19 protein-coding genes are annotated in these 16,990 nt (G+C 48.0%); 13 read left to right on the top strand and 6 right to left on the bottom strand.

All coding sequences use genetic code 11. The features are described 5' to 3' along the window. Positions 1-11 precede the first annotated feature (11 nt). Complete coding sequence (locus JZI27_RS05825) at positions 12-911, top strand: AAA family ATPase (protein WP_415783061.1); 900 nt, start codon at positions 12-14, stop codon at positions 909-911. Further along, positions 862-2,232: a DUF58 domain-containing protein gene (locus JZI27_RS05820; RefSeq protein WP_280207035.1), complete on the top strand. Its 1,371-nt coding sequence runs from the start codon at positions 862-864 to the stop codon at positions 2,230-2,232. The genes JZI27_RS05825 and JZI27_RS05820 overlap by 50 nt, the downstream gene beginning before the upstream one ends. On the opposite strand, the gene JZI27_RS05815 is transcribed toward JZI27_RS05820, so the two are convergent. Further along, positions 2,199-3,185 (bottom strand): stage II sporulation protein M, encoded by a 987-nt coding sequence (locus JZI27_RS05815; RefSeq protein WP_122907637.1) that lies wholly within the window; start codon positions 3,183-3,185, stop codon positions 2,199-2,201. The two genes, JZI27_RS05820 and JZI27_RS05815, sit on opposite strands and share 34 nt — an antisense overlap. Positions 3,186-3,267: 82 nt before the next feature. Here JZI27_RS05815 and JZI27_RS05810 point away from each other — a divergent pair, with 82 nt between their 5' ends. The 4 genes from JZI27_RS05810 to JZI27_RS05795 all read left to right on the top strand — a co-directional run bounded on the left by JZI27_RS05810 (position 3,268) and on the right by JZI27_RS05795 (position 6,835). Beyond that, positions 3,268-4,083 (top strand): RDD family protein, encoded by an 816-nt coding sequence (locus JZI27_RS05810; protein ID WP_280207034.1) that lies wholly within the window; start codon positions 3,268-3,270, stop codon positions 4,081-4,083. Between the two features lie 245 nt (positions 4,084-4,328). After that, positions 4,329-4,847 carry a hypothetical protein gene (locus JZI27_RS05805; protein WP_251244037.1) on the top strand — a complete coding sequence of 173 codons (519 nt, stop codon included), beginning with the start codon at positions 4,329-4,331 and terminating at the stop codon, positions 4,845-4,847. Beyond that, a complete protein-coding gene (locus JZI27_RS05800; RefSeq protein WP_122907634.1) occupies positions 4,828-5,907 on the top strand; it encodes a phosphodiester glycosidase family protein in 1,080 nt (359 codons plus the stop codon). The genes JZI27_RS05805 and JZI27_RS05800 overlap by 20 nt, the downstream gene beginning before the upstream one ends. A gap of 79 nt (positions 5,908-5,986) precedes the next feature. Continuing rightward, positions 5,987-6,835 (top strand): M15 family metallopeptidase, encoded by an 849-nt coding sequence (locus tag JZI27_RS05795; protein ID WP_280207033.1) that lies wholly within the window; start codon positions 5,987-5,989, stop codon positions 6,833-6,835. Positions 6,836-6,896: 61 nt separating this feature from the next. Here JZI27_RS05795 and lepB read toward each other — a convergent pair whose 3' ends face one another. Next, the gene (gene lepB / locus JZI27_RS05790; RefSeq protein ID WP_251244036.1) at positions 6,897-7,457 is read right to left on the bottom strand and encodes a signal peptidase I; all 561 of its coding nucleotides are present in this window, start codon (positions 7,455-7,457) and stop codon (positions 6,897-6,899) included. 388 nt (positions 7,458-7,845) lie between these two features. Here lepB and JZI27_RS05785 point away from each other — a divergent pair, with 388 nt between their 5' ends. The 4 genes from JZI27_RS05785 to JZI27_RS05770 all read left to right on the top strand — a co-directional run bounded on the left by JZI27_RS05785 (position 7,846) and on the right by JZI27_RS05770 (position 10,527). Then, positions 7,846-8,265: a MarR family winged helix-turn-helix transcriptional regulator gene (locus tag JZI27_RS05785; RefSeq protein WP_183184817.1), complete on the top strand. Its 420-nt coding sequence runs from the start codon at positions 7,846-7,848 to the stop codon at positions 8,263-8,265. A 69-nt stretch (positions 8,266-8,334) separates the two neighbouring features. Next, positions 8,335-9,006: a hypothetical protein gene (locus tag JZI27_RS05780; RefSeq protein ID WP_251244035.1), complete on the top strand. Its 672-nt coding sequence runs from the start codon at positions 8,335-8,337 to the stop codon at positions 9,004-9,006. A 131-nt stretch (positions 9,007-9,137) separates the two neighbouring features. Further along, on the top strand, positions 9,138-9,284 hold the full coding sequence (locus JZI27_RS05775) for a DUF4025 domain-containing protein (protein WP_280207032.1): 147 nt from the start codon (positions 9,138-9,140) through the stop codon (positions 9,282-9,284). Between the two features lie 124 nt (positions 9,285-9,408). After that, entirely contained in the window at positions 9,409-10,527 is a 1,119-nt protein-coding gene (locus tag JZI27_RS05770; protein WP_122907628.1) for an aminopeptidase, read from the top strand. 3 nt (positions 10,528-10,530) lie between these two features. On the opposite strand, the gene JZI27_RS05765 is transcribed toward JZI27_RS05770, so the two are convergent. The 4 genes from JZI27_RS05765 to JZI27_RS05750 all read right to left on the bottom strand — a co-directional run bounded on the left by JZI27_RS05765 (position 10,531) and on the right by JZI27_RS05750 (position 14,104). After that, positions 10,531-10,851, bottom strand: coding sequence for a hypothetical protein (locus JZI27_RS05765; protein WP_122907627.1), 321 nt, complete (start codon positions 10,849-10,851; stop codon positions 10,531-10,533). A 210-nt stretch (positions 10,852-11,061) separates the two neighbouring features. Then, positions 11,062-11,583 carry an isoprenylcysteine carboxyl methyltransferase family protein gene (locus tag JZI27_RS05760; RefSeq protein WP_280207031.1) on the bottom strand — a complete coding sequence of 174 codons (522 nt, stop codon included), beginning with the start codon at positions 11,581-11,583 and terminating at the stop codon, positions 11,062-11,064. A 6-nt stretch (positions 11,584-11,589) separates the two neighbouring features. Continuing rightward, positions 11,590-12,654, bottom strand: coding sequence for a type III polyketide synthase (locus JZI27_RS05755; RefSeq protein WP_280207030.1), 1,065 nt, complete (start codon positions 12,652-12,654; stop codon positions 11,590-11,592). A gap of 208 nt (positions 12,655-12,862) precedes the next feature. Further along, the gene (locus JZI27_RS05750) at positions 12,863-14,104 is read right to left on the bottom strand and encodes an MDR family MFS transporter (protein WP_122907624.1); all 1,242 of its coding nucleotides are present in this window, start codon (positions 14,102-14,104) and stop codon (positions 12,863-12,865) included. A 263-nt stretch (positions 14,105-14,367) separates the two neighbouring features. Here JZI27_RS05750 and JZI27_RS05745 point away from each other — a divergent pair, with 263 nt between their 5' ends. From JZI27_RS05745 to JZI27_RS05735, 3 genes are all read left to right on the top strand, one after another. Further along, positions 14,368-15,012 carry a GGDEF domain-containing protein gene (locus tag JZI27_RS05745; RefSeq protein ID WP_122907623.1) on the top strand — a complete coding sequence of 215 codons (645 nt, stop codon included), beginning with the start codon at positions 14,368-14,370 and terminating at the stop codon, positions 15,010-15,012. Between the two features lie 233 nt (positions 15,013-15,245). Then, positions 15,246-15,863, top strand: a complete 618-nt coding sequence (locus JZI27_RS05740; protein ID WP_122907622.1) for a DUF47 domain-containing protein — start codon at positions 15,246-15,248, stop codon at positions 15,861-15,863. Continuing rightward, entirely contained in the window at positions 15,856-16,875 is a 1,020-nt protein-coding gene (locus JZI27_RS05735; protein ID WP_280207029.1) for an inorganic phosphate transporter, read from the top strand. Before JZI27_RS05740 ends, JZI27_RS05735 begins: the two co-directional genes overlap by 8 nt. Positions 16,876-16,990 lie beyond the last annotated feature (115 nt).

Genomic DNA, 16,990 nt, shown 5'->3' with positions numbered 1-16,990 from the left:
TGATCGAAGAAATGGAGAAAGAGCTGGTTGGGCAAAGGCAGAACATCCGTCTGCTGATTACCGCACTGCTCGCAGGAGGTCACGTCTTGCTGGAGGGGGTACCGGGAATTGGCAAAACGAAAATGGTGCGCACTTTATCCGGCCTGATTGGAGGCGAGAGCAGAAGGGTACAATTTACCCCAGACATGATGCCGAGTGATATTATTGGGCATGTCGTTTTTAATATGCAGCAAAATCGTTTTGAAACGATCAAGGGACCTGTATTTTCCAATCTATTGCTGGCTGACGAGATCAACCGAACACCCCCGAAGACCCAGGCTGCCCTGCTGGAAGCCATGGAAGAAAAGCAAGTGACCATTCACGGCGTTACTTATCCGCTGCCGGACCCGTTTTTTGTGGTGGCTACGCAAAACCCGATTGAATACGAAGGAACCTATGTTTTGCCGGAAGCGCAGCTCGACCGCTTCTTGTTCAAGCTGCAGGTTACGTATCCTTCCCATGAGCAGGAACGACAGATTCTGGCGCAACACGTGCCGTACTCCTTGTCGGCCACACATAAGCCTGAAGTGCAATACACGCTCGAACAAATTCTGGATCAGCGGCAAAAGCTCAGCGAGGTTGTGGTGGAGGAATCGATCCTCGAGTATATTACGACTTTGATTCGGAAGACGCGGGAGACAAAGCGATTGCTGCTCGGAGCGAGTTCGCGGGCAGGGATTGCCATTCTGATGGCGAGCAAGGCCTGGGCGCTGCTGGACAACCGAAATTACGTGACGCCAGATGATGTGAAAATGGTGGCAAGACCTGCATTGCGTCATCGTCTGGTTCTCTCACCGCAGGTGGAATTGGAGGGAGGTACTAGTGACCACATCATCGACGAAACGTTGGCGGCCATTCCAGTTCCTCGCTGATGTTCTGCAAGACCGCTTTATTTTGCCCACGAAACGGCTTATCCTGTGGATTCTGCTCGGTCTTCCTCTGGTCATGACTGGTTTTGTGATGGGCTGGGGATATCGCGCCTTTTGGCTGTACAATGGCTTGATCTTAGCAGCCAGCGTGGTCGATTGGCTCTCGATGCCCAAAAAGAGAGAGCTATCTGTGACCAGAATGCTGCCAGAGCAGGCGGATATTGGCCAGGAATTCCAGGTTCACATCGCGTTCACGAATACGAGTGGGCAGAAGGTGGGGTTCGAGCTTGCGGACGACTTGCCGTACTCATTCCAGGAGAGCGGAGTATTGCGGGGCATGATGGAGCCTGGCACCTTCGGAGTGACTTACCATACAAGGGCTAACGTTCGAGGCATGTATTCCTTTCATTCACTGTTCCTGCGCTGGCATGGAAGAATCGGCTTGTGGTACAGGCAGAGCCGGTTTTCCTGTGATCAGACCATTAGGATCTATCCGGACTTGTCTACTGTCCGCGGCTATCTCGCTTCACTGCAAGAAAGCCTGATCGTTGATGGAAAGAAAATCATGCGCCGAGCAAGAACGGGTTCAGAGTTCCATGCGATCCGTGAATATGTGCCAGACGACGATCCACGCACGATCAACTGGTCTGCTTCTGCTCGTTCCAGACGACTGATGACCAATCAGTACCGTCCCGAGCAAGGAAAAGTCGTGACGATCATGCTGGACTGCGGCAGACTGATGGGTGTTGAGCTGGATAATCGGACTCGCTTGGATATCTCCCTGGAGTCGGCCATGACATTGGCGGCCGTAGCGATTAAACAAGGGGACCAGGTTGCCCTGCTGGCGTATTCGCATGAGATCAAGCTCTATATTCCACCGGGAAGAGGGCTATCGCATTTGCATACGTTAGTGGAAGCTACCTATAACCTCACAACTGATTTTGTTGAATCGGATCCAGCGAAAGCGTTGACGTTTCTTCATCGTCAGCAAAAAAGAAGGAGCCTGATTGCGCTCTTTTCCGATATGGAAAACTACTTGATCGAGGACCAGTTAAGCGCATATCTTTGGCGCCTGAGACGGTCCCATCTGCTTCTGCTGCTCTCCTTGACGGATCCGTTGCTTCAGGGCTGGAGTGATGTGGAAACCAAAAACTCGAGAACAGCCTATGTTAAGGCTCTGGCACAGCGTTTTAAACTGGATCGAAAAGCCTTTCAACAAAAAATGACCGGAGCGGGTATCCAGGTGTTGGATGTACCGTCCGATCAATTGACGTTGAGCGTCGTGAATACTTATTTGGAGATCAAGTCAAGAGAGGCGTTGTAGGAGAGTCGTCTACGCTGACCGAGGACGTACCAGAACACCAGGATCAACAGGGTGCTGATCGCTACGAAGTATTTCGCTTCCAAGGAAAGGGTTGTGGAAGGCGTGATGAAGCCCTCGATGATTCCGGCGATAAAGAACAGCGGGAGTGTGGCTAGCAAGAGCTGGGCAGACTCCTTGACTGCTTCAAGAAATTGATGCTTGCGTGCGTATTTGCCAGGCACCAGCATGCGATATCCCATGTACAGTCCTGCTCCTCCTGCGATAAAGATGGCAGTGAGCTCGATGACACCATGAGGCAAAATATACGCCCAAAAGGCATAGCTGATGCCCGCTTGCTGATAAACCGCTGCAAGGGCACCAACCAGCAACCCGTTAAACAGGAGCAAATAGATCGGAAAGAGCCCAAACGTAACGCCGCTTACAAATGCGAGAATCGCGACTCTCATGTTATTAGTCATAATCATGGTAGAAATGACCGGACTATTGATCGAGTCATGTCCTTCGCCCAGGCGTGTTGGATCGATCTGTTCGGCCATTCCCTCCGGCAGGACGTAGTACAGATTGAGCGGGTCGATCATGACTGCAGCATACCCAAAGACCCCTCCGAGCAGGAACAGAAAGGCAGCTATAGCCATAAACCAAAGCCGTTTTTGGATCAGGAGGATAAAATAGGTGCCGAAAAAATAGGTGATTTGCTGCCAACTGCTGGCCTGTTGCTTATACGTCAGATTGTGCGCGCGCGAGACCAGCTGATTCAGGTAATGCGTCAGCTCATCAGTCGGGTAATAAGAACGGACATACGCCAAATGCGCGGAAGTTTTTTTGTAGAGCAGCGTGAGCCTGTCGATGTCGGCAGCTTGGATGCCTTTGTTTTTTTTCTGGAATCTTTCGACCAACTGCTCCAGCTCGGCCCAGGATGCCTTGTGCGTATGCCAAAACGAGGTTAAATCCATGAAACAGCCTCCTTATTCCGGGGAAAAAGTGTATCAAAAAAGATGATTGGCAAGCAAGGGAAAGCGGGTGAAGACAACAGGAATGAACGACTGGATACAGAACAATCAAGCAAATCGTGAAGCAACCGTGATTACACCAGAACACGTTCAGCTTCGGTTTCAAACGGCTGGCCTCGGGAGCCGGGCTGCCGCGCAATTAATTGACACAGCCATCCTGCTATTGGTTAATATTACCTTATTTATCGTGTTCAGTATAGTCGTATATGGCAGCGATGAGCAAGCTTGGAGCGATCTTGAGGACTTTGCGATTGCGATCCTTCTTTTCGTGCTATTTCTCATCAATGCAGGCTATTTCTTTATTCTCGAAGCGTTTTGGTCAGGTCAAACACTCGGCAAAAGATGGATGAAGCTGCGGGTCATCCGAGAAAATGGTCAACCGATAACCTTTTTGTCCGCTGCTATTCGCAATTTGTTTCGCATCATTGATGTGTTGCCGAGCGGATATTTTCTTGGTGCTATGGTCTCTTTTTTTCATCCTAAAGATAAAAGAATTGGCGATTTGGTAGCAGGTACCATCGTTGTGGCTGAAGGGGGACAGAACGTACCCCCCTCTAGAAAGCAAAAAGCCCAGCAAAAAGAAGGGGTGGGTGCACCTCTTTTGCTCGATGATCGGCAGAAGCAAGCCATTACACGTGAAGACTGGCAATTGCTCTCTACTTTTGTCACTCGCCTCGATTCCTTATCTTCGGAGAAACAAAAAGAGCTGGGCGCACAAATTGCCGAGCGGTTTATCGAAAAGCTAGAATGGAACGAGGGAGAGCAGGTAGAAGCGGACCCCATCGTATTTTTGCAGCGTCTGTACTGGGAGCTACGCAAGGAATGGCAATTGGGTAAGTAAGTGTGAAAGATAGGAAACGAGTAGGATTGAAAAACCACCTTGTAGTGCACAAGGTGGTTTTTGGCGTAAATCTACTAATTTTTCCAATATTCGCAAATGAGCACCCGAATTTTGTTCTATGATATAATAGATTCGCATTCTTTGTCACAACACGCGGTTATGACCGTGTTGTTTGACCGCAAGTGGTCACATCCACTTTTATGAAAGACGTCGAGACGTTTTTCACAGAAAGGAGGGGGTAGCCGATGAGCGATAAATACTTGCAAGCTTCATCGACACCGTCAACTACACTACCACTCCCCACTGATGGGAAGCAGGAGAGAAGACGTAAGAGAGGCGGACTTTTCAGCAGTCTGTTCAATACGTTGAATCCCTCCCGAACACAAGGTAAGCGAAACTTGATGCCAACCGTTTTGGCGGTATTGCTATGGGCAGCTCTTGCCTATGGTGGCTACGCCTTTGCGATGCATACGTTGGACAAGCAGCAGCAGTTTGTGAATCAGCGAATTACGCAGGTGCAGGAGAAGAATCAGGAACAGATGAAAGCAATGGGAGAGCAACTGACGCTCGTCCAGGATGAAATGTCGGAAGTTGCCAGTGGTTTGGCTCACATCCAGGAAGAACTGCAGATGACGGGTGAGACTATTGGTGGGACAGACAAGACAAAACAGGCCTTGCAAGAACGGATTGATCAGTTGAATACACAGCTGGTTGATTTGAAAGCGTCGCTGAAAAAACTGGAGGATGCAGCCCGTGCTTGGTAAGGTTAATCGTTTTTTTGCGTTTCTCTTAGCGCCAGCGTTAGGTTTTCTGGTTGCTTTTTCACAGGTAAATCCTGTGGACAAGCTCACATTGGAAGGACTGACGCTGCCGGTAGAACAGTCGTCTGAGCAGGTAGCGGCGCTGCAGGAGAGGCTGGATGAAACAAGGGAAACCATAGAAGGCACAGAGCTGGCGATCCAAGGCATTCGCGATGCAGCAGAGAAAGAGAAGAAAGAATACGAACAGCAAAACCAGAAGATTAACAATTTGCTGGCGGCCAGTATCTCGCATACCAAACAATCAGAAGATGTACTGGATACGATATTGTCCAACATGCTGGGCAAGCCGATCGGTCAATCTTTCGGCAAGAATTCGACAGTCAAAGTATACTCGTTGACTGAAGCGGGGTACCGGGGCTATATGGCGAAGGTGCGCCTGAATGATCCGAAGGCATTGAAAATGGTATTGGCGAATAACTCCGTGAAGAGCAAAGGTGAAACGACCAGTCAGGCCGGAAAGCGCACGGGTGCCATCCTCGCGATCAATGCCGGTGGCTTCATGGCTGACAAGCAAGGCAACCTGGTTCCGTTGGGAATCACCGTTGTGGATGGAACGATTCGGACGTTTTCCGATAACAAGAACCTGAGCTTTGTCGGATTCAATAACAAGGGTCATCTCGTCGGGACGAATATTACGAAGCAGGAACAAATCACCCAGCAGGGGATCTTGCAGGGAGCCAGCTTTTTGCCAAGGCTACTGCAGGATGGCAAACGATTGCCGATTCCGAAAGATTGGGCAAATGCACGACAACCCCGAACCCTCATTGGTCATTTTGACAACGGAGATTTGCTCATGATCGTAATTGACGGCAGACGAGAAGGGTGGAGCAATGGAGTCACCCTGGAAGAAGCACAGAAAAAATTGCAGGAATTCCATGTGGTTGACGCTTACAACCTGGATGGTGGAGGTTCAAGCGCTTTTTACTACAAGGGGAAATTGCTGAACAAACCATCAGGCGGACGTGAGCGTGCCGTGGTAAGCAATCTGGTCATCATGCCGTAGAAGATCATTTCTGCGGCGGATGACTGCTTTTTTTGGCAAAAATGTACATAAGGGTCTGAATTGATCAGGAGGAATCAGGATGAAGAAGAATCGCATGGGTATGGCGCTGGCAGCTTTGCTGTCCGCAGCTCTCATAGGAGGCTGTGAGGCTCCATCGCTTGGAATACTGGATGGCAAGGAGGGGCAGACACCTCCATCCACTGCGGCAGATCCCACTCCCGGAAATGATCCATCAGCCAGCGAAACAACATCTGCTACTCCACAGGAGTCCGATGATGAGAAGAAACCGGTAAACAGACCAACCTTGGAAGAGACAATCCAGACGGTAGATGGGGTCCCCACCGTAACGAATCCGGATGAATATCATGTCATTGTGAACAAGCAGCGCTCTTTGCCTGCTGACTACATCCCGGATGACCTTGTAGAACCCAATGTTTTATTCCCTTATGCAGACAAGGTAGAAAAGAGAAAGCTCCGTGAAGCACCTGCAAAAGCGCTGGAATCGTTATTTGCACATGCGAAGCAGGACGGAATAGAGCTGTACGCCGTATCGGGGTACCGCTCCTATCGCACGCAAAAATCACTCTACGATACGTACGTCAAGACACAAGGCGAGGCACATGCTGCTGCATTCAGCGCAGTACCAGGAAAAAGTGAGCATCAAACAGGTCTTGCAATGGACGTGTCTGGAGCTGACAGCGTAACTCGATTAGAGCAAAGCTTTGCTGATACCCCGGAGGGACAGTGGCTGGAGAAAAACTGTGCGCAGCATGGGTTTATTATTCGCTATCCGAAGGGCAAGGAAGATATCACGGGATATGCATACGAACCTTGGCATCTCCGTTACGTCGGTCAGGAGATTGCAGAGGAAATCACTTCGAAAGGGATTACGTTGGAGGAGTACTTTTCGAATTCCAGCCCGTCATAAGCATATAGATGCAAAAAAGCCGCTATCCAAGCGGCTTTTTCTGTTGAGGACGTATGATTCGCTATTTAGGTACACGGATGCTGGAGAGAGGCCAATACACGACCTCAGCTCGGCCAACCACATGATCCAGCTGCACGGGTCCAATCATGCGACTGTCCATGCTGTTGCTGCGGTTGTCACCCATGACAAAGACGCTTCCTGGCTCGATCGTTACCGGACCAAAGTCTTCTGTCAGGGTGACCCCAGCGGCAGAGGCCTTCTGCTTGTTTTCTGTCAGATAATCTTCTGCCAACACCTGACCGTTTACGTACAACTGATCATCCTTTGCTTCTACCGTATCGCCTGCAACAGCAATGACACGCTTGATCCAATTGTCTCCGCTGGCATCTGGATGAATGATGACGATGTCACCTGGTTTAGGGTCTTGCAAATAGTAGATGGCTTTATTGACGATCACGCGTTCGCGGTCATGCAACGTGCTCTCCATCGAACGTCCCTGGACGACGTAGGGAGCCATGATGAAGACGTAGATGAAGGCAGTGATCGCACCAATCAAGACAAACGATTTAAGCCAATCAAAGAGTTCCGATCTCCATTTCGTCTCATGAGGGGTTTGTTCCATCAATATGATCTCCTATGTATGTGGTTTTTCGCGCGGTAATGTGTAGGACATGCTCGGGTGTCTTACACCGCCCATGTTTTATTATACATGCTTTGCGAAAGGATACGAAAGAAGATTCATGGGAATGAATGGGTTTGGGAAAAAAGGAATTTCAACTGTCACGAATTTGACAACTTCCACTATTGCCTGATCTTTCCCTTTATTGTAAGATGAACTTGAAAATAGTTTTACACTAAAAATATTAAGTAGTAAACACTTTGTCGCATCATTTACATAACACCACTTTCAGAATGATGCAGAGTTTATGCTTGCTCTTCATCTATGAAGACTATAATATTTTTATAAATATAGTAGACAAATTCTGAAAATAGGTGATGATGTGAGCGATATGTCCCGCGCCAGTAAACTAGAGGAACTCGATCGAGTGTTTTCCGAAATGGCCCGATTCTTTATTAGTCAGTGGCTAATCGAGGAACAAGAGATCAGTCCCAAACAGTTCATTTTGTTGCGTGTGCTTTTAGAAGTAAAACGAAGCACCGTATCTGATCTGGCGAGCATATTAAGGCAGTCGAATAGTGCTACTACCATTGCGCTCAATCGATTGGTGAAAGCCAGTTTTGTAGAACGCGTCCGTGATGAAGAAGATCGCCGTGTAGTGTGGGTCACATTGGCTCCAAAAGCTATCCCTATGATGGAAGAGCTATTGGAAAGAAGGCGATGCTTGGTCAAAAATTTGACAGAGCACCTCACGGATGAAGAACTGGATAACTTTACCTATTGCCTTGAGAAAATGAAGCAAAGTATGTAGCATTTCCGTTTGAAGAACCACAGGGACATGATGGTGGGCAAGGTGCACTACGAAACGGGAGTGTACACAATGAGAAAAAGCAGCACACTGATGATGGGAACCTTTGTACTGGGAGCGTCTTTGTTCGCTCAAGCTGCCTGTGCCGAAGAAGTTACCGCAACGGAAACAGCAACACAAGCGGAAGTACAAGCAGAAGAAGCAACTGACGCAGAGGCTACTGAAGATGCTACAGATGTAGAAGAAGAGGCAACAGTTGAAGCGCCTGCAGCTGAAGAAGTACCTGCACACGTTCAGGCATCTGCCCCTTCGACAGCTGCCGGGGCTTGGATTGACATGCCTAAGGAGGACGAGTACTTCATTTATTCTGCAAAAGCGAACGAAGGAGCAGTTACACCTACAGGTTGGGTTGCTGCACCTAAAGAAGGCGAGTTCGTGCTGTTGAATCAAGATCAAGTCAATACTCTTGTGCAACATGGCTGGATCGTGATGCCTGTACAAGATGAATACTTCATTTCCCAGTCTTCTACTGAAAAGGTAGCCCCAACCGGCTGGATCACCATGCCTGTAGTTGATGAATACGTGATCGTAACTCCAAAAGAAGAAAAGCCAGCAGTTCAACATGGCTGGGTAGCAGCACCAGTAGAGGGTGAATCAGTGACGATTAAACAGGATAATTTCCAACCTTCCGGAAGCCGTTCCGACTGGAACTGGCTCGTTCCAAACGCTGATTCTGAAGATTAATCAAAATTCTCGCGAACGCTTTGCTCCATACGAGCAAGGCGTTTTCTCTTTTCTGTCTGCTCTCCTCTATGACGTGTGAAAGATGCGCGATTCGTACAAACTAGAGGAGAAATCGAGAGGAGGGTACGAAATTGCAAGAACGACACAATGAGCAGAGCACCTCAAACGATCGGATTGAACAGGAGAATCAGGTAGAGGACGGCCAGGCAATCACACAAGAACAGATCAGCGACAGCTACAAAATGGGTACGATTGAAGATGGAGAAAGGAATCCATAAAGCTGAGCCAGCCTGAAAACGGCTGGTATTTTCTCTTTTCATTAAAATAAATTTTATTGACATATGAGGATTTATCGTTAAAAATACAAGAGGAATCAGAAAATTGAAAAAGGGGTGTGCCGAAATGAAGGATCCTCGTTTGGAGAGATTGGCGCATATATTGGTAAATTATTCGGTTCGCGTACAGCCAGAAGAGAATATTTTGATTCATGCAAAAGGCGAGGTACCGGATTTGGTGAGTGCTTTGGTAAAAGAAATTTACCAAGCAGGCGGGAATCCTTACGTTCAGTTGGTCAATCCGATGATCAGCAGAGACATCGCGATGAATTGCAACGAAGAGCAACTCGCAGTAATGGCGGACCATGAAAAAACCTTCATGGAAAAAATGGATGGGTACATTGGCATCCGTGCAGCAAGCAATATCAATGAAATGGCTGACGTGCCGGGAGACAAACTGGGGATGTACGCTCGTCTATACGAATTGCCTGTCATGGACATACGCGTTCCTCAAACCAAGTGGGTCGTTCTTCGCTATCCCAACCCGTCGATGGCGCAGCTGGCGAATATGTCCACGGCCGCTTTCGAGGATTTCTACTTCCAGGTATGTACGATGGATTACGCCAAGATGGATAAAGCAATGGACAGCTTGGTCGAGCTGATGAACCGAACAGACCGTGTACGGATCACCGGTCCCGGAACAGATCTTTCTTTCTCCATTAAGGATATTCCAGCCGTAAAATGCTCAGGCTTGCGCAACATCCCGGATGGAGAAGTATACACGGCACCGGTGCGCGATTCCGTCAACGGTACGATTACCCACAATGCGCCGACGCCTTACAATGGCTTCACGTTTGAAAATGTACGCCTTACCTTTGAGAATGGAAAGATTGTGGATGCATCAGCGAACGATACAGAGCGACTCAATCAAATTCTCGACACAGATGAAGGGGCGCGTTATATCGGGGAGTTTGCTATCGGAGTGAATCCGTTTATCCGCAATCCGATGAAAGACATTCTTTTCGATGAAAAAATTGACGGAAGCTTCCATTTTACTCCGGGACAATGCTATGATACGGCATACAACGGAAACAAGTCCTCTGTCCACTGGGATATGGTATCGATCCAGCGTCCAGATTGGGGTGGTGGAGAAATCTGGTTTGATGACGTCTTGATCCGCAAAGATGGACGATTTGTCATCCCGGAACTGGAAATCCTCAATCCCGAAAACCTGGGTGCAGAATAAAGGTTACTTCAGATAATCTTCTAAGCGCTCTTGAGCCAGCGGGAAGCTCATGTCCAGCTGGAACAGCATGAACAGATTGCTTGATTTTAAAACGGTTCGGCGGGCAGCATGAAACAGAACTGGCTTGGTGTGCTTGACGACAGTCATGATCTCAACAACCGGCGGTACGACTTGCTTGATCCGCAGCAGGCTTTGCAAATAACGAAGAAATTTTTGAACCGTAGCTTGTTCTTCGTCATCGGGAATGGTTTGGATCAAATCAATAAATTCCCGTACGATCATTCGCTTTGTCTCAAGAGGCTCATGCATGGATGTGCGATTCATTGGTTATCCACCTTTAGGTAATAATTTTTGGAAGTAACACAAAAGAAAACGAACCCTTTCAAATGGTCCCCGATCATGGATCGGACCGAGCAGTGATTTCTTCTGCTTTTTTCTATACCTCGAAATCGCGCTTGATAAACCTCAATTTGCAAAAAAACCTCGATCCTTTTTGGGAATCGAGGTTTTTACGTGGCTGCATAGAGGATTTTATTATGATCGTTGACGCTGATAGACTGCTTGCGTCTCCAAGGGAATCCTGATCCGCAATAAAATCCAGGCGTTTAACAGGGTAAAGACGATCGCTGTAGTAAATGCAAGAAAGGTGAGCGGCAGTGTCAAAAGCTCAATCGCTACCACCCAATAATTCGGGTGACGCAGAAAACGGTACGGTCCAAGCCGGAGCGGTTCAGCACCTGGAAGAATGAGTATCCGGGTGTTCCAATGACGCCCGAGGCTTGCTATGCACCAATAGCGCATCAGCTGTGCCAGGACAAAGAAAGTGAAGGGTACCATCCACCAGGAAGGCAGGCTGTGAAGCTCCCTTTTGTACATGACCTCCAAGATCAAGCTGACAAAAAAAGTAATATGCAGAACAACAATGTACTTATAGTGGGAGGAACCGACCTCATAGCCACCGCTAGCACGAATCCAGCGTGCATTCTTTGCAGCCAGGAGCAATTCGCTGATCCGCTGTAAAAGAACGATACACAGGACAGACCAAAAAAAGAGCATGGTTGACTACCTCGCTTCCAGCAGGAGCAGCTCGGAGCTGAATCCGGGGCCAAGTGCGGCCATCAACCCTCTGTCGCCTACTTCCCAGTGTTGTTCCATGCTTTTTTCCAAAACAAAAAGAACGGTGGGAGAAGACATATTTCCAAAGTTGCAGAGCACTTCCTCCGATAGCCGTGTCGCGTCTTGGGAGATGCCCAGAGACTGCTGATAGGCAGTCAGCACCTTTGCTCCTCCGGGATGGAAAATGAAATGACGTAACTGATCGATGGATGTATCGAGTGGATGGAGAAAGCTATCTACATTTTCCTTCATGGATTGTTTGATCAAGGTAGGAATATCGCGTGAAAAAATAACGCGCAGACCTGGTTCTGTGACCTCCCAGCCCATCACATCCAGCGTGTCCGGCCAAGTAGTCGTACGGGATCCGCAAAAGCTTAGCCTCGGAACAGCAGAGGAAGTCGCGACTTCGTCCCCATCTACTAATACAGCGGCAGCACCATCCCCAAACAGGCAGGTCGCAACCAGGTTGCTTTTCGACATATCTTGCCGTATAAAGGTAAGCCCACAGAGCTCGACACTGACAAGCAGCACACGTTTTTGCGGATAAGCCCTGGCGTATTCGCATGCCCGTGACAATCCCATCGCTCCGCCAGCACACCCTAATCCCCATAGCGGGACTCTGGTGATGTCTGGACGCAGACCTAGCCTGTTTACGAGTCTGGAGTCCATACTGGGCGTGGCGATACCTGTACTCGATACGAACATGAGGCAATCGATCGTATCAGCAGGAACCAATGCTTTTTCCAAGCAGCGAGAAACCGCTTCTACAGCCAAAGCTTCTGCATTTTCTACATACAATTGATTCTTTTCCGCGAAGATTCGATCCTGGGAAAACCAGTCGATGGGCATGCAAAAGTGGCGCTTTCGAATCTGACTGTGTGAAAAAATACCGAGCAATCGGTCAATGTCAGGAAAAGCTTCCTGAAAAAATTGACGGGCTAGAAGCATCGATTCTTCTTGATTGACAACGTGTGGCGGTACAACAGTAGCAACAGCCTCAATACGGGGCATAGCAGCATTCACTCCCGTTTTGGTAAGTGTTCTCAGTTTCCCCCTGAAAGAGGAATCCAATTCATGGTAAAACGGATTTAAAGTGCGGGCTATCATGATTCTGTGTACTCTTATTTTTCATTCGTAACCGTATCCCCAGATTATCGGGAAGGAAACTCATGAAAAAAGCCTGACGCTTGTTTTTACATAAGCATCAGGCTTTTTTAGATCATGAGGAAATGTCTGTCGTGCTCTGGATAGAGCTTTGTCCCGCTACGGCTTTTTTCACATTGCGATACTGGAACAGCCCTGCGACGAAGAGGAGAAGTCCGATCAGCGAAAACCAGAACGCACCGCCGATATTGCGAAATGCGACTGCACCGACGGAGGGGCCCAACGTACCCGTGATACCGTAATTCAGCCCGAACAAGGAAAAATAGCGACCGCGATAGGCTTCTGGAGCCAGCATCGAGATCGATTTTTGGATTTGCGGCCCATACAGCATTTCGCCAATGGTAAAAATGATCTCAGCCAGAATCAGCAGCAGGAAGCCGGGAGCCCATCCGTAGCCAAAACCGACACAGGCCAGGAAGCAGTAGGCAATGAGAATGACGCGATGGGCAGGAAAGCGCTCCGCGTATTTGGCGATGGCTAACTGGCAGCAGACGACTAGGGCTCCATTGATCGTCATCAATGTGGCAAATACCGTCAGAAAATCATCAAATTGCGTCCTCAAATGTTGAGGCAAGATGATTTCTACCTGAGAGTACAACAACGAAACCGGTATAGCAGCGATTGTCATGGCAATCAATGTAGGATGCTCCATGATGCGCATGCGAGGAGCAGCTTCAGGAGACGAAGCGGGCTTTCTCGCTGCTTCCCGGACCTCTTTCGGGAGAGTTTCAGGAATCTTCCAGACAATCAAGGCACAGTATACCAGCAGCATGAATGCACAGAAGCCAAAGGCAATCCCGGGGTTGATTTTGTAGATCGCTACACCGATCAATGGTCCAGCAGCTGCCCCAAGGTTCAAGGCTGTATGCAGGAGGGCAAATACTTCGCTTCGTTTATCCTCGGGAACGACATCTGTCACCTGCGCGCTTGCTGCGGGCCAGAAAAGAGAAGCCCCGATTCCATTCAAGATGGTGAGGGCAGCGAATGTAATCAGAGATTCTGCCCAGATATAGCCGGCCATCGAGACGGCTTCGATTAGGAGAGCGGCCACCATCAAGGGCTTTCTGCCGTATTTATCAGAGAGGCTGCCTGCAAAGAGATTGGAGATGATACCGGTCAGAGGCTGCAAGCTGGTCACCATAGCGGCAACCAGGAGATTCCCATCCATTTTGTCATAGAGATAAAAAGCAAGAAAAGGGCGGAGCATGAAACCAGCAAAAGTTGTGAGAATCGTCCCGATGACGCGTATCCAGATCGTCGGGTCATAACGCTGAATGAGGTTGTGCAACCAAACCATCTGGTCAATACCTTCTTTCCGGTAAAGTATTTTTTTGGTAAGTATATACGAGCGCGAAATGAAAAGAAAGAGGGTTACAAATTGCAATAATTACCAAAATATTCAGAAAGTAGAACTAGTAAACAGTGTTTTTTCGCTTGAACTCAAACGAGAAAATAGGTAAAATATTCCTACTATTAAAGTACTATTTCCAGTCTGTTAAAATAGGTCTATCAGATCATTTTCGTTCACTGTGGAGCGGTTTTGACTAGAGGGGGATATCATTGGACGCACGTTGGATTGGTTTGGGAAGCTCTTGTATACTCGTTGCGATCTGGCTTGTTGCCTATGGATTCCCTCAAGGGGAAATAGCCGTGTCACTAGTTTCGATAGCGGCAGCGCTTCAACTGATCATCGGCTACCAGACAGGGAAGCAGATGGATCAATTGCGACAATTGGCTTATCACGATTCACTTACCGGTGTACTAGTGAATCGTCGCTTTCTCGAAAGACTGGACCAAGAGGTAGATCTGGCAAGGCGCGGGAAATACCCAGTCACACTGTTGTTTCTTGATCTGGATAATTTTAAAAAGTTTAACGACAAGCACGGTCATATTGAAGGGGACAAGCTCCTTTATCGATTTGCCCAGATCCTCCAGTCCTGTGTAGGAAAGGAAGATCTTGTGGGGCGTTGGGGTGGAGAGGAGTTCGTAGTTTTGCTCGATCACTGTGATACGAAGGCGGGACTTGCAGCAGGAGAGCAGATTCAGAACCAGATTCGTCATCATCTTGGCGGGCTTACAGTCAGTATAGGTGTAGCTACTTATCCTACCCATGCTTCCGACTCTGGGGAATTGACACTCATGGCCGATAATCTCATGTATGAAGCCAAAAAGAAAAAAGACTGTATCCTCGCTGCTTCCAATTAAAGAGGGGGAGGCCCAGCTTAACACTCGATTTTGTAGAAATTCGGGTGTTTTTTTGTGGAAATAGGACGATCCTAAAAGGAATCAATCGAATATTGTAAAGAGGATTTACAAAAACTTAACAATACTTTAAATAAAAAAACACATATTTTGCCTTGATTTTAAATTTACGTTCACACTGATGTTCGATATAATCTTCTAGGTGTGATTTTACCAAAGGAGTGAGTAGGAGACGTATGTTGAAATCAAAAAAGCACATCTTCTTCGATCTGTTTGAACAGCAGATTGCCACGGTGCACAAAGGAACTCATCTTTTCTATGAAATGGTGGGAAACTATCAGGACGTAGAAGCTAAAGTTAAGGCAATTAAGGCTGTCGAAAAAGAAGGGGATGAAATCGTTCGTCAAATCATGAACGCTTTGAACTCCACATTTATCACTCCGCTCGAGCGCGAAGATATTCATCAACTTGCTCATACAATGGATTCGATGATCGACTACATTGATGGTGTAGCGGATCGGATGTATCTCTACCAAGTCCAACAGCCAGATCCACGTGTGTTGGCACAGGCTAACATCTTGGTGAAATGTTCAGCGAAGTTGATTGAGCTGATTCGTACCCTGCGCAAACTGGATCACCAGGTAGTGGAAAAAATCGCTCGCGAGATCAAGGACTTGGAGCATGAATCGGATTCGAACTACCGTAAAATGGTTTCTGATCTATTGAATGCGCCAAATGCCAATCCAATCGAAGCTATCAAGCTCAAAGAGATTTACGACAAGCTGGAAGACTGTGCGGACTTCGCTGAGGATGTCTCGAACCTGGTAGAAGGGATTGTGCTAAAGAATGCCTGATTTGTCGCCTGACCTGATTTTGCTCATTCTCGTTGTCGTCATGGCGCTAAGTTTTGACTTTATTAACGGCTTTCATGACACAGCCAACGCGATTGCTACATCAGTATCGACCAGGGCCTTGAGTCCTCGTACGGCGATCATCATTGCCTCCCTCTGTAACCTGATTGGTGCATTGAGCTACACAGGGGTTGCGAAGACGATCGGAGGGGGTATTACGGACCCGTTCAAGCTGGAAAACGGCTTGGTCGTAGTACTGGCAGCACTGATGGCAGCTATTCTATGGAATATCATTACCTGGTACTTCGGTATTCCGAGTTCCTCTTCACACGCCCTGATTGGTGGCGTAGCAGGAGCAGCAATAGGTGCTGCCGGTTTTGATTCCATCAATGCAGAAGGCTTCATCAGCATCGTACAAGCTCTGATCGTATCTCCGATCGTGGCATTTGTTGTAGGTTTTATCGTCATCAAAATCGTTTCCTTAATTGTAGCCAACACAGCGTACCATAAAACCAATCGTAAATTTCGTTTTATGCAGGTGATGTCGGCCTCCTGGCAGGCGTTTAGCCACGGCGCCAACGATGCTCAAAAAACGATGGGTGTCATTACGCTGGCTATGATCTCTGGGGGATTCTTAGTGCAAGAGCCCGGTGAATTCGTCATCCCACTTTGGGTAAAGCTGTCTGCAGCTGTTGCGATGGCATTGGGTACCGCTTTTGGTGGCTGGCGCATCATCAAGACGCTGGGCGGCAAGATCATGAAGATCAAACCGATCAGTGGTTTCTCTGCCGACCTGTCTTCTGCTTTAATCATTACGATATTTACGGCGCTGAAGCTACCTGTCAGTACTACCCACGTGATTACTTCGGCCATTCTCGGGGTAGGGGCTTCCCAGAAAGTATCCGCAGTGAAATGGGGAGTTGCTGGACGAATCCTGATTACTTGGGTGATTACCTTGCCCATTACAGGTGCGCTTGCAGCGGCTTGCTACGTAGTTCTTGACGTGTTCCTCTAAAATAGTAGACACCTGCTAACAAATGATTCGTTAGCAGGTGTCTTTTTTTATACTATCGGAAAGTTTAAGTGCGCTAAAGCGCTAAAAAGATTAGCGGAAGATAGTATAAGTGCAA

Origin of the sequence: Brevibacillus sp. AY1, from assembly GCF_029870785.1 — a bacterium.
Classification (GTDB): domain Bacteria; phylum Bacillota; class Bacilli; order Brevibacillales; family Brevibacillaceae; genus Brevibacillus; species Brevibacillus invocatus.
This window is presented reverse-complemented; position numbering and strand designations above follow the sequence as displayed.

Bases quoted from the DNA above. Each gene is read 5' to 3' on its own strand.
- JZI27_RS05735 (WP_280207029.1), top strand. From the start codon at position 15,856: ATGCCTGATTTGTCGCCTGACCTGATTTTGCTCATTCTCGTTGTCGTC.
- JZI27_RS05795 (WP_280207033.1), top strand. From the start codon at position 5,987: ATGAAGAAGAATCGCATGGGTATGGCGCTGGCAGCTTTGCTGTCCGCA.
- JZI27_RS05805 (WP_251244037.1), top strand. From the start codon at position 4,329: ATGAGCGATAAATACTTGCAAGCTTCATCGACACCGTCAACTACACTA.
- JZI27_RS05765 (WP_122907627.1), bottom strand. From the start codon at position 10,851: ATGAATCGCACATCCATGCATGAGCCTCTTGAGACAAAGCGAATGATC.
- JZI27_RS05785 (WP_183184817.1), top strand. From the start codon at position 7,846: ATGTCCCGCGCCAGTAAACTAGAGGAACTCGATCGAGTGTTTTCCGAA.
- JZI27_RS05770 (WP_122907628.1), top strand. From the start codon at position 9,409: ATGAAGGATCCTCGTTTGGAGAGATTGGCGCATATATTGGTAAATTAT.
- JZI27_RS05810 (WP_280207034.1), top strand. From the start codon at position 3,268: ATGAACGACTGGATACAGAACAATCAAGCAAATCGTGAAGCAACCGTG.
- JZI27_RS05780 (WP_251244035.1), top strand. From the start codon at position 8,335: ATGAGAAAAAGCAGCACACTGATGATGGGAACCTTTGTACTGGGAGCG.
- JZI27_RS05755 (WP_280207030.1), bottom strand. From the start codon at position 12,654: ATGCCCCGTATTGAGGCTGTTGCTACTGTTGTACCGCCACACGTTGTC.
- JZI27_RS05760 (WP_280207031.1), bottom strand. From the start codon at position 11,583: ATGCTCTTTTTTTGGTCTGTCCTGTGTATCGTTCTTTTACAGCGGATC.
- JZI27_RS05815 (WP_122907637.1), bottom strand. From the start codon at position 3,185: ATGGATTTAACCTCGTTTTGGCATACGCACAAGGCATCCTGGGCCGAG.
- JZI27_RS05740 (WP_122907622.1), top strand. From the start codon at position 15,246: ATGTTGAAATCAAAAAAGCACATCTTCTTCGATCTGTTTGAACAGCAG.
- JZI27_RS05825 (WP_415783061.1), top strand. From the start codon at position 12: ATGGAGAAAGAGCTGGTTGGGCAAAGGCAGAACATCCGTCTGCTGATT.
- JZI27_RS05750 (WP_122907624.1), bottom strand. From the start codon at position 14,104: ATGGTTTGGTTGCACAACCTCATTCAGCGTTATGACCCGACGATCTGG.
- lepB (WP_251244036.1), bottom strand. From the start codon at position 7,457: ATGGAACAAACCCCTCATGAGACGAAATGGAGATCGGAACTCTTTGAT.
- JZI27_RS05800 (WP_122907634.1), top strand. From the start codon at position 4,828: ATGCAGCCCGTGCTTGGTAAGGTTAATCGTTTTTTTGCGTTTCTCTTA.